General features: G+C 37.9%; 12 protein-coding genes and 8 tRNA genes. All 20 read right to left on the bottom strand.

Annotated features, from left to right (window positions below):
- Positions 1-160: 160 nt before the first annotated feature.
- Positions 161-234 (bottom strand) — tRNA-Gly (locus ACIQVU_RS15765).
- A 12-nt stretch (positions 235-246) separates the two neighbouring features.
- Positions 247-323, bottom strand: a tRNA-Arg gene (locus ACIQVU_RS15760).
- A 19-nt stretch (positions 324-342) separates the two neighbouring features.
- Positions 343-428: transfer RNA gene (locus tag ACIQVU_RS15755), tRNA-Leu, on the bottom strand.
- Between the two features lie 66 nt (positions 429-494).
- Positions 495-567 (bottom strand) — tRNA-Lys (locus tag ACIQVU_RS15750).
- 15 nt (positions 568-582) lie between these two features.
- Positions 583-657, bottom strand: a tRNA-Gln gene (locus tag ACIQVU_RS15745).
- A 5-nt stretch (positions 658-662) separates the two neighbouring features.
- Positions 663-738 (bottom strand) — tRNA-Asp (locus ACIQVU_RS15740).
- Between the two features lie 32 nt (positions 739-770).
- Positions 771-842, bottom strand: a tRNA-Glu gene (locus tag ACIQVU_RS15735).
- Between the two features lies 1 nt (position 843).
- Positions 844-920, bottom strand: a tRNA-Asn gene (locus tag ACIQVU_RS15730).
- An 87-nt stretch (positions 921-1,007) separates the two neighbouring features.
- Positions 1,008-1,469, bottom strand: coding sequence for a SprT family protein (locus tag ACIQVU_RS15725; protein WP_340807890.1), 462 nt, complete (start codon positions 1,467-1,469; stop codon positions 1,008-1,010).
- Between the two features lie 67 nt (positions 1,470-1,536).
- Positions 1,537-3,708, bottom strand: a complete 2,172-nt coding sequence (locus tag ACIQVU_RS15720; RefSeq protein WP_340807893.1) for a Tex family protein — start codon at positions 3,706-3,708, stop codon at positions 1,537-1,539.
- A 107-nt stretch (positions 3,709-3,815) separates the two neighbouring features.
- On the bottom strand, positions 3,816-4,601 hold the full coding sequence (gene sigB, locus ACIQVU_RS15715; protein WP_340807894.1) for an RNA polymerase sigma factor SigB: 786 nt from the start codon (positions 4,599-4,601) through the stop codon (positions 3,816-3,818).
- Positions 4,579-5,049, bottom strand: a complete 471-nt coding sequence (gene rsbW / locus ACIQVU_RS15710) for an anti-sigma B factor RsbW (RefSeq protein ID WP_340807896.1) — start codon at positions 5,047-5,049, stop codon at positions 4,579-4,581. The genes sigB and rsbW overlap by 23 nt, the downstream gene beginning before the upstream one ends.
- The gene (locus ACIQVU_RS15705) at positions 5,049-5,381 is read right to left on the bottom strand and encodes an STAS domain-containing protein (protein ID WP_340807898.1); all 333 of its coding nucleotides are present in this window, start codon (positions 5,379-5,381) and stop codon (positions 5,049-5,051) included. Before ACIQVU_RS15705 ends, rsbW begins: the two co-directional genes overlap by 1 nt.
- A gap of 64 nt (positions 5,382-5,445) precedes the next feature.
- Positions 5,446-6,441 carry a PP2C family protein-serine/threonine phosphatase gene (locus ACIQVU_RS15700; protein WP_340807899.1) on the bottom strand — a complete coding sequence of 332 codons (996 nt, stop codon included), beginning with the start codon at positions 6,439-6,441 and terminating at the stop codon, positions 5,446-5,448.
- 12 nt (positions 6,442-6,453) lie between these two features.
- Positions 6,454-6,855 (bottom strand): anti-sigma regulatory factor, encoded by a 402-nt coding sequence (locus ACIQVU_RS15695; protein WP_340807901.1) that lies wholly within the window; start codon positions 6,853-6,855, stop codon positions 6,454-6,456.
- Positions 6,856-7,149: 294 nt separating this feature from the next.
- Positions 7,150-7,500, bottom strand: a complete 351-nt coding sequence (locus tag ACIQVU_RS15690; protein ID WP_053996968.1) for a type II toxin-antitoxin system PemK/MazF family toxin — start codon at positions 7,498-7,500, stop codon at positions 7,150-7,152.
- Positions 7,501-7,504: 4 nt separating this feature from the next.
- Positions 7,505-7,768, bottom strand: a complete 264-nt coding sequence (locus ACIQVU_RS15685) for a hypothetical protein (RefSeq protein ID WP_402896259.1) — start codon at positions 7,766-7,768, stop codon at positions 7,505-7,507.
- 290 nt (positions 7,769-8,058) lie between these two features.
- Positions 8,059-9,180, bottom strand: coding sequence for an alanine racemase (gene alr / locus ACIQVU_RS15680; RefSeq protein WP_340807903.1), 1,122 nt, complete (start codon positions 9,178-9,180; stop codon positions 8,059-8,061).
- A 166-nt stretch (positions 9,181-9,346) separates the two neighbouring features.
- Positions 9,347-10,405: a LolA family protein gene (locus ACIQVU_RS15675; protein WP_340807904.1), complete on the bottom strand. Its 1,059-nt coding sequence runs from the start codon at positions 10,403-10,405 to the stop codon at positions 9,347-9,349.
- 124 nt (positions 10,406-10,529) lie between these two features.
- Complete coding sequence (gene acpS / locus ACIQVU_RS15670; RefSeq protein ID WP_340807905.1) at positions 10,530-10,883, bottom strand: holo-ACP synthase; 354 nt, start codon at positions 10,881-10,883, stop codon at positions 10,530-10,532.
- Between the last annotated feature and the right edge of the window lie 7 nt (positions 10,884-10,890).

Genomic DNA, 10,890 nt, shown 5'->3' with positions numbered 1-10,890 from the left:
TTCATTCGATGTCCAAAATTATTTCGTTCACTTACTAAAGTAAGCTACTAAAATTTATTGATTACGTTTTGCTTGTTCAGTTTTCAAGGTTCATATTGTTGCCTTTTGGGACAACTTCTTAATTTTATCATACATTCGAAATAGATGTCAATACTTTTTTTGGAGCGGGTGATGAGAATCGAACTCACGACATCAGCTTGGAAGGCTGAGGTTTTACCATTAAACTACACCCGCATATATAAAATTTGGCGCGCCCGACAGGAGTCGAACCCATAACCTTCTGATCCGTAGTCAGACGCTCTATCCAATTGAGCTACGGGCGCTTATTAAAATTAATCGACTTGGTGCGGCCGAGAGGACTTGAACCTCCACGGGGTTGCCCCCACTAGGCCCTCAACCTAGCGCGTCTGCCATTCCGCCACGACCGCATTCATTTAGTAACTTTTCTAGTATACTTACATCAACCTAAAAAGTCAACTTGTTTCTTAAAAAGATGAGCCATGAAGGACTCGAACCTTCGACCCTCTGATTAAAAGTCAGATGCTCTACCAACTGAGCTAATGGCTCAAATTAAGAAATGAATGGCTGGGGTACTAGGATTCGAACCTAGGCATGACGGAATCAAAATCCGTTGCCTTACCGCTTGGCTATACCCCAATAAGTGGCGGTCCCGACCGGGATCGAACCGGCGATCTCCTGCGTGACAGGCAGGCATGTTAACCGCTACACCACGGGACCTTTATATGCTTATTAATATTAATTATGAAAAATGACCCCTACGGGATTCGAACCCGTGTTACCGCCGTGAAAGGGCGGTGTCTTAACCACTTGACCAAGGGGCCATGGCTCCGAAGGCAGGACTCGAACCTGCGACAACCTGATTAACAGTCAGGTGCTACTACCAACTGAGCTACTTCGGAATAATTCATATTATGTCGTCGTCATCTTATCGACTTTTTCTATTATAAGGACAACACAATCAAACGTCAACCTTTTTTATAAAATTTTTATTCTAATTGCTTCAGCCTCCCTAAACACTTGCTACAGCAGTATTTTTCCATATTCATTTTTATCTTTCTCATATATAATTGCTGACAATTGACACACATATACGTGTAGGAGCGGCGTTGTTTTTGTGCGGTAGCTTTGGGCGATTGTAAAGCCGAGCAAAAACGAGGCGCATTTACTTTTTTTAATAACTCTTTAAAATCTTTATCTCGATGTTTGTAACCCTTTCCCTCGATATGTAGATGATAATGGCATAGTTCATGAAGAACGATTCCTTTAACTTCTACAAGACCATATTGCTCATAAGCCTTTGGGTTAATTTCGATATTATGTGATTGTAGCAAATAACGTCCACCCGTTGAACGTAACCTGCTATTAAAATATGCTTGATGAGTAAATGGTTTATGAAAGCTTTCCATAGATAACTGACACACAAGTTGCTGTAGTTCCTCATTGTTCATAGTCATCACCTCTAACAACAAGAATACCACACTGCACAGTATTGGCAGTGTGGCAAAAAATTATTACTTAATCCATTGTTTGATTTTTTGGTGGAAGCATTGTTAAAGAAATGCGTCCTTTATTAATATCAATTTGTTCTACCCAAACGGTTACGATATCACCTAAGGCTACAACTTCCAATGGGTGCTTAATGCGTCTATTTTGTAATTTAGAAATATGCACTAGTCCATCTTGCTTCACACCAATATCAACAAATGCTCCGAAGTCTACGACATTTCTAACCGTTCCCTGCAATTCCATCCCAACTTTTAAATCTTCCATTTTTAATACATCTGTTTTAAGCAGTGGCTGTGGGAAAGCATCGCGTGGGTCGCGACTCGGCTTCATCAATGTTTCTACAATATCTTGAATCGTTACAACGCCGATTCCTAGGGCATCACTTAACTTTTGAATCTCTAAAGCCGCAATAGCTTCTTCTGCCTTTGGTGTGCCAAGTTCTTTTTTATCAATTTGTGCCTCTGCTAATATTTGCTCAGCTATTTTGTAGCTTTCAGGGTGAATACCTGTAGCATCAAATGGATTTTTAGCTTCTGGAACACGTAAAAAGCCGATTGCTTGCTCATAGGTTTTAGCACCAAGCCTTGGAATTTTCTTTAACTGTGCACGTGTTGTAAATTGACCATTTTCTTCTCGCACCTTAACTATATTTTCCGCAACTGTTTTGGATAAACCCGAAACGTATTGTAAAAGTGATGAAGAAGCCGTATTTACATCTACACCTACTTGGTTAACTGCTGTTTCTACAATAAATGTTAATGATTCATTTAATTTTTTCTGGGAAACATCATGCTGATACTGACCTACACCAACAGCTTTAGGTTCAATTTTCACCAACTCTGATAAAGGGTCCTGTAAGCGGCGTGCAATCGAAACGGCACTTCGTTGCTCTACCTGTAGATCAGGAAATTCTGCACGTGCAATATCAGATGCTGAGTACACAGAGGCACCCGCTTCATTGACAATAACATACGCTACATCTGTAGCAAGCTCATTTAATACATCTGCAATAAACTGCTCTGTTTCACGAGAGGCTGTACCATTCCCAATAGCAATAATACTAATTGGGTATTTTGCTAAAATTCCTTTCACAGTAGCTTTAGATTTTGCTACATCGGGTTTAGGTGGATGAGGATAAATAGCTGTAACCTCTAGCATCTTCCCTGTTTCATCTACAACCGCTAATTTACAGCCTGTACGATAGGCTGGGTCTACACCTAGTACATATTTGCCCTTCATAGGTGGCTGTAATAAAAGATTACGTAAATTTTCAGAGAAAATATGAATTGCCTGTGCCTCTGCTTTTTCTGTTAGCTCGTTTCTTAGCTCTCTTTCGATAGATGGTTGAATTAAACGCTTATATGAATCCTCTATTGCTAGCTTGACTTCCGCAATAGCGGGAGATGAACCAGTTGCAGGTATCCATTCCTTCCACATAATCATTAATACTCGGTCTATTGGCACATGAATTGAAACCTTTAAAACCTCTTCTTTTTCTCCTCGGTTGATCGCTAAAATACGATGAGGAACAATGCGACTTACAGGCTCCTTATATTCGTAATACATTTCAAAAACATTTTTTTCATCTATCTCTGCATTTTTTATATTTGTTACAAGCATGCCATCTTTCCATGAATACGCACGAATTTTCTCACGGATAGTAGCATCGTCAGCAAAACGCTCTGCTAAAATATCTCGCGCGCCTGCTAGTGCATCTTCGAGAGAAGCCACCTTGTCATGGTCTACAAAATCAGCTGCTAGTTGCTCTAATGAATCATTACTATATGCTAGTAGCAAGTCTGCAAGGGGTTCTAAGCCTTTTTCTTTAGCAATTGTTGCCTTTGTACGTCGCTTTTGCTTATATGGTCTATATAAATCCTCTACACGCTGTAAAACTGTTGCTGCAAGAATAGCTTGTTCCAATTCAGGTGTAAGCTTGTCCTGCTCTTGAATTAACCGTATAACCTCTTCCTTGCGTTGCTCAAGCTGCTGTATGTAATGATAACGATCCTCCACAGCTTTAATTTGCACCTCATCAAGAGAGCCTGTCATTTCTTTTCGATAGCGTGCAATAAATGGTACTGTATTTCCCTCTTCCAATAACTTAATAACAGCATCCGCTTGCCCCGGCTTAACCGCTACATCCTTGGCAATAAGCTGTAACATTTGTTTATGTTCCACATTATCCCTACCTTTTTCTTTTCATTCTACCATTACACTTTACTAAACATACAAAAAAATAGTCTACTCAGGCGACCGTGAGTAGACTATTTTTTAACTGAGAAAACTTAGAGCGAAACACCGCCGCTTGCTAGAATGGCCTCTTGTAATTTTTTTATAGCTTTTCTTTGTATGCGAGATACATGCATTTGCGAAATGCCTAATCGTTCTCCAGCTTCTTTTTGACTAAGCTGCTCTAAATATGTAAGCTGAATAACTTGTTTTTCCCTCTCATTTAACACGACCATTGCATCGGAAACAAGCATTCGTTTATTGGTCATTTCATAGCCATCATCTTCTCTACCCAAAATATCGAATAGTGTAACCGTGCTACCATCTGAATCAGACTCTATTGAATGATCCATTGAAAGCGCCTGATAGCTGCGCCCCATTTCCATCGCCTCTAATACTTCTTCCTCTGCCACTTCTAATCGTTCAGCGATTTCCTGAATGGATGGAGAACGCTGCAATTCAATTGTCAGCGCTTCCACTGTTAATTTAATTCTTGGGCCTAATTCTTTAATGCGTCTAGGCACATGAACATCCCATGTTTTATCACGTAAAAAGCGCTTAATTTCCCCAACAATCGTTGGCACAGCAAATGCTTCGAAACTACGACCGACATTTGGATCAAAACGTCTAATTGCACCTAATAAGCCCAGCATTCCTACTTGAACAATATCATCATAATATGATTTGCCATTTGAATATTTACGCGCTATTGACTCAACTAAATATCGATAATGAATCACTAAGTTGGTTTGTGCTTCATCATCCTCCGTTGACTGGTATAATGCAATCCACTTTAATACATCTTCTTTGGATGAAGATTTACGTAGTGATTCTTTCGACATTTTTTTCCACCTGCTCCCTAGAGACATACTTTGTCATGAAAACAGTTACGCCACCATCGTTATTAATCATCACCTCATCCATTAAAGTTTCCATTAAATAAAGTCCCAAGCCACCTTCTCTTAGCCCTGCAATGCTCTCCTCAGGGTGATACGGTCCAATTTTAGACTTAACCTCTTCAAAGCTAAAGCTATTGCCATAATCCGCAATCATGATTTCGATTTTATTGTCATACAACGCACACCCGATGACGATTTCGCCTTCCTCATCTTCCTTATAAGCATGATGTACAACATTTGTTACTGCCTCACTTGCCGCAATTTTCAAATCCTCAATATCATCATAGCTAAAGCCAACTCTAGCAGCTAGGCCAGAAACAGTTAAACGAATAACACTGACAAATTGCGGTTTAGCAGGAACTCTAATTTCTATATAATCAAATTCCTTCATTAGCTTAATTCCACCTTTTTATCAGTTTCGATATCCATTAAATCACTTAAACCCGTTATTTCAAACAATCTTTGTAGCCTATTGGATAAACCAACAAGCTTTACTTTGCCCTTTTCACGTACGACTCTTTTATAAAAGGCAACAAAAATACCAAGCCCTGTACTATCCATGTAGCTTACCTTGGACAAATCCAGCTCAATTTCTAATCCTTCAGTAATTTTAACAGCTTCTAATTCCTCACGTAGACCAGAAGCTGTAAATGTATCGATTTCTCCCTCAACAAATCCATACAATTTATGATCAATTTCTTTAAAATGTATTGTCACATCCATATAGCCATACCTCCACCATATTTATTAGACTGTTCCCTGTTCCCCATTCAATTAAAACATAAACCTATTTTTTTAAAATGACTACAGTAAAATCATCTGATAGGTTAAAGCCATGTATTTTCTCTATTTCCTGATATAGAAGCTGACATAATTGTTGGGCTGGTAAATGCTTGTGCTCCTTAATTAGTGCCGTAATAACCTGCCTGGAATTTAAGTCATCATGCTTTCTAAACTCTGTAACCCCATCAGTCATCATTGTAATAATATCATTTTCCTCCAAAACAATTTCCTGATATGTGTATTTTGTGTTTGGTAACACACCAAGCAATAATCCTTTTGCCTCTAATGAAAAGAATTGGTCTTGTTTGGCATTATAATGCAAAGCTGGTTCATGACCTGCTGATGCATAGGAAAAAATATTTTTTTGAATATCTAAACAGCCATAAAACATGGAAACAAACATACTATCATCAACACCTTTTTCAATTACCCTATTGATAACTTCTAAAACATAGGAAGGCTCTTTGTAAGCATATTCTAATGTTTCCAGACCATATTTCACCATCGACATACATAAAGCAGCAGGAACACCTTTACCGACTACATCTGTTACAGCTACACTTAAATGCTCTTCGCGGTGATGAAAAAAGTGTACATAATCGCCATTTATTTTGCGGGCTGGCACAGATATCATTCCTACATCAACGCTTGATAATTGTGGTATATATGTTTTTAGCAATGTTTTTTGAATGCTTGTAGCAATTTTCATTTCCATCTCATATTCTGCTTGTTTTTGCAGTAGGCTTTGATGCTCTCTATGTGCCATTCCATAGTGCACCATTACTTCAATAAGAAAATCATATGCTGGCTGTTCCTCATTCATTCTATCGGGAAATATTTCGGCAACAGCGTTTTTATGAATGCTAACAACATCCTCTGGTGATATGTTTTTTTGAATTAACTGACGTGTGAAATTTTGAGCAATATATAAATTTTTTTCAGTTTGATTAACGATATAATCTGCTAATATTTTTTTATACTGAGCTTCTAATTGTTTCATTTTTCTCACGTCCTAACGCAGCCATTTTTCCGCCCTGATCGTTGTACCCTCTCCAATAACAGATTGAATTTCTAAGCTATCCATCAATCGCTTAACACCTGGTAGACCAGCACCTAGCCCGCCTGATGTAGAATAGCCCTCTTCCATAACCTTTCGAATATCTTGAATTCCAGGTCCTTGGTCAGTAGCAATCACTACTATTTTCTTGTCAGTGTCTGTTTCAACTCTTTCAATTTCAATCCTACCTATATTTGCATATAAATAGATATTTCGTGCTAATTCACTAATTGCTGTGGTAATGCGAGCTTGATCAACAGTGCCAAATCCAAGTGCTTTTGCTTCATTACGCCCCAGTTGTCTTGCTGCAACAATATCCCACTCAGTAATAATTTCAACCGAAGACTTACATGTCACTGCTGTCCCTCCAATTTCTTAAGGTGTTATCCCCTTACACTTTTATTCAATCTGTTTGTCGTTATTTAATACTTAATAGTATCTATAAATGGAATATTCTATGTAAAATTTTATATACCTCTTAAGAAATTTATCAAAAAGCTATTTTTTTGATAAATCTTGAATCTATCTTAAAGCTTTTCATACTGTTTTTAAATAGCAAATTCAAATTATGGTAAGGAAGTAATTGATTCTATAGGATGAAAAAAGCACCGAGATATTTGTAATCTCGATGCTTCTATACATATATGTATATCAAAATTTAACTAAACCTAAACTAATCATCAACGCACCATCTACTTTTTCCATCACAGCCTGATCGAGCTGTGTGATACGATCTGTCAATCTTGACTTATCAATTGTTCGCACTTGTTCGAGCAAAATAACCGAATCACGTTCGAAACCATACTTTTCAGCATTAATCTCGACGTGTGTCGGTAACTTTGCCTTTTGAATTTGTGCAGTGATAGCTGCGATGATGACAGTCGGACTAAATCGATTGCCAATATCATTTTGAATAATCAGCACCGGTCTAGTTCCCCCTTGCTCAGAACCTATTACCGGCGATAAGTCTGCAAAAAAAACGTCACCACGTTTTACATTCAAAGTGTCATCCCCCGCTAACGAGACGCTCCACCATATGCTGTGCTTCATATTCGACATGCAAGCATTCACTTGCAATTGTTAAATTAATATGAGACATTTCAACATATCCTTTAATCATAGCTTCCCGTATTTGATTTGGTTGCCCCTGCATTAAATTTTGGCGCGCCAAATTACGCCCAAAAGATTCACCTTCAATTATTTCCTTTGATTGTAGATATAGTCTGTCTTGAACAGCAATTGTAGCTTCTTTTAATTTCTTTTCATACACAGCAAGCACCTCCAACGGAACCATCCACTTTTCATTACTTCCCATTCTATCATTGAAAGATATTGTTGAAAAGACATGAAATGACAATATATCTGACAATTTGGCGTACAAATTGTAAATATGTGTTGGTCATCGAAGGTCTATGCTGAATAATTATAAGTGTAATATACTACCACATCTGATTGCTCTAGCTTCCAGTGAAGAAAAAGCTTTTTAAGTCATTAATTGACTAAATTCAACATTTTTCTTTGGTGGCATTGCTTGTAACAAACTATTCTCTAAACAAAGGCTTAAAGGTATATTCTAGGAACTCTTGCTGTAATAATGCATGGTACTTCATAGTTAATGGTTTCAAGTCTAGCTGCCCATTCATCGATAGAAATTGCATGCTGTCCTTGTTGACCAATAAGTGTTACCTTCTCACCTATAGCATATGCTTTTGGTAGAGCAACCATACATTGGTCCATACAAATTCGTCCAACAATCGGTGCTCTTTGTCCATCAATTAATACTTCTTGTCCACCTAGCTTACGAATTACGCCATCCGCATAGCCAATTGGAATCGTTCCTATCCACATATCCGTTGGTGCAATATATGTAGCACCATACCCTACACAATCACCTGCTTTTATTCGCTTTACATGGACAAGCTCACTTTCAAGTGAAAAGGCAGGTTGTAATGAAAAAGGTGTGATACTACCTACATAGGAAGATGGCGCTAAGCCATACATGGAAATGCCATATCTAACAGCATCATATTGTAAACGTGCATCCTTCACTAAAGATGCTGCTGTATTTGAAGCATGGACAAGTCTTGGCTTAGAAGGTATGCTGGATAAACATTTTTCAAAAAACTGAACTTGCTGCTCAAAATGTATTGTATCCTCTTCATCAGCTGTTGCAAAATGTGTAAATATACCATCTAGCTCTACATGATCTGTGGACTGGATAGTTTGATAAATCTCTAATAATTCTTGCTCTGAGCGTATGCCAATTCTATTCATACCGCTATCTACTTTTATATGCAGGCGCAGCGGAAGTGCTTCCTTGTCTATAAGTGAAGCTGCTTGCTGTACCCATTCATTAGCAAATACTGTTAGAATAATGCGCTGCTCGGCTGCATAAGGTGCAAACGAGGCTGGAGATGCGCCTAATAGGAGTATGTCTGGTTCTGCAAAATGTGCTCGAATATGTAATGCTTCCTCTGGTGTTGCCACTGCAAGTATTGTAGCGCCTGCATCAAGTGCTGCTTGTGCTACGGCTACATCTCCATGTCCATATGCATTTGCCTTTACTACAGCAATAATTTGAACATTAGGTTGTAAAAGCTGTTTTAGATTTTGTACATTTTGTTGGATTGCCTGTAAATTTATAATAGCTTTGGTTGGTCGAAAATACTGCTGTGTCTTCATTAGAATACCCTCTTTATTTTTAATTAAAACATTTATGTACATATCTCAATACATATTTATTGTAAATGAAAAGGCTTAATATTTTCTAAAAACTTAAAACATCTCACCCATTTATATGGTCAATAAGCTACAGCCTTCTTTGCTTAGAAAGCTGTAGCTAGAAAAGTTACTTCATGCTACTTATCGTCATAGATGTCGCAACTTCAATCATTTCTTCTCGTGTTAATTTACTTGATGCTACAAAGAATTCAATACCATCCTTTTCCCAGCTAATGGACGTGTCTGTAATAGCACCTATTGTAAAGCCTAGGTCAACTGGATCACCAGACGTTGATACTGGTAGCATTGTGCTTTCCTTTGTCACTGGTTGCTGCATTACTGTAAATGGCTTCTCTCCATCAAATGTTAAAATAACGCGTTCCATCCCAGCTTCTTGAACGACTTTTTCATTGGATAGTTGTGCCCAATTTACAACAGGATAATGTGTTTGGAACTCTTCATACTCTACCTCTGCACCAACCGCCTCTTTATCGTCTTGCTCTTGTTGTCCATCTTTTTCGGTTGGTGTAGCTTGTTCACCTTTTGCATCATCTTTTTCCGTAAATTGCTCAACAGCGTACTCTTTTGCAGCATGCTGCACACCTAGCTTAACTTTTTTAAATGTAATGCGAATTTGCTCTTCCTTTACATCATTCATAATGACAACAGAGGTTGGTAGTAATGTTTTCTTATCTACTGTAATTACTTGATGAGGCATACTATTTTTATAGCTATTTCGAGTAGCCGCTTCAAATATATATGATTTTTCTTCCTCTTTCATGACAAGATTTTTATCTTCTGCTAAATCCTCTGCTAAAGCGCCTATTAAATAAGCCTGACTATTTTTATTTGGCCAATCACTTTGGAATTTATACATTTTGTTTAGTGTTGGTGTCACAACAAAAACACCATCTGCATTACGCACAATCATTTGCGAAACATCTTTCCCGCTTTCCACTACTTCCACTCGATAAAAATCAGGCTTCGTATGCCATACAGTAACATCATAATTTCTTGGCTCCCCACCAGATTTAATTTCCATCGAGGCATTTAATTCATATCCATTTGTTTCAGCCCATTTGCCATTTACTTTCTTTAACACTTTTTCCTGTGAGGCTGTACCACATGCCGACAGAAGTAATATCATACAAACTAAGACGAGCCATTTAACTATACGGTTGCCCACGCTTTCACCCTTTCTTCTTTCAAATCCACTACGACAATATATGAACCGTATTTGTCAGTTATGTCATTTGAAGAAAAGGCAATATATTTATATTTACTAACCAGCCTGTTAGACAAGTTCAGCATTAGTTTAATAATATTACTTGTGCAGCCGCATATTCCTTCGTATGTGTAATGCTTATATAGCCATTGACAGGCTTCTCTTTAAAATACAACACGGGATTTCCTGCCGCCCCTTTTAGTATTTCTATATCATGAAGCTTGCATTCCGCTCCAATGCCAGTACCTATTGCTTTTGAAAATGCTTCCTTTGCAGCAAATCGTCCCGCTAAAAATTCTATTTTACGGCTTTCAGAATAACCATCGAATAAAATTTTTTCCCTTGCGCTTAAAATGCGATCTGTAAATTTAACTGTACGTTTCATCGCTTTTGCAATACGGTCTATTTCTATAATATCGAGACCGATTCCCTTAATCATATAACCT

Source organism: Lysinibacillus sp. NPDC098008 (assembly GCF_044760715.1).
Lineage (GTDB): Bacteria > Bacillota > Bacilli > Bacillales_A > Planococcaceae > Lysinibacillus.
Note: the sequence above shows the minus strand (reverse complement) of the source record. Positions and strands in the feature narration are given on the sequence as shown.

Coding starts and splice junctions, on each gene's coding strand:
- ACIQVU_RS15725 (WP_340807890.1), bottom strand. CDS start 1,469: ATGAACAATGAGGAACTACAGCAACTTGTGTGTCAGTTATCTATGGAA.
- sigB (WP_340807894.1), bottom strand. CDS start 4,601: ATGTCGAAAGAATCACTACGTAAATCTTCATCCAAAGAAGATGTATTA.
- rsbW (WP_340807896.1), bottom strand. CDS start 5,049: ATGAAGGAATTTGATTATATAGAAATTAGAGTTCCTGCTAAACCGCAA.
- ACIQVU_RS15705 (WP_340807898.1), bottom strand. CDS start 5,381: ATGGATGTGACAATACATTTTAAAGAAATTGATCATAAATTGTATGGA.
- ACIQVU_RS15700 (WP_340807899.1), bottom strand. CDS start 6,441: ATGAAACAATTAGAAGCTCAGTATAAAAAAATATTAGCAGATTATATC.
- alr (WP_340807903.1), bottom strand. CDS start 9,180: ATGAAGACACAGCAGTATTTTCGACCAACCAAAGCTATTATAAATTTA.
- acpS (WP_340807905.1), bottom strand. CDS start 10,883: ATGATTAAGGGAATCGGTCTCGATATTATAGAAATAGACCGTATTGCA.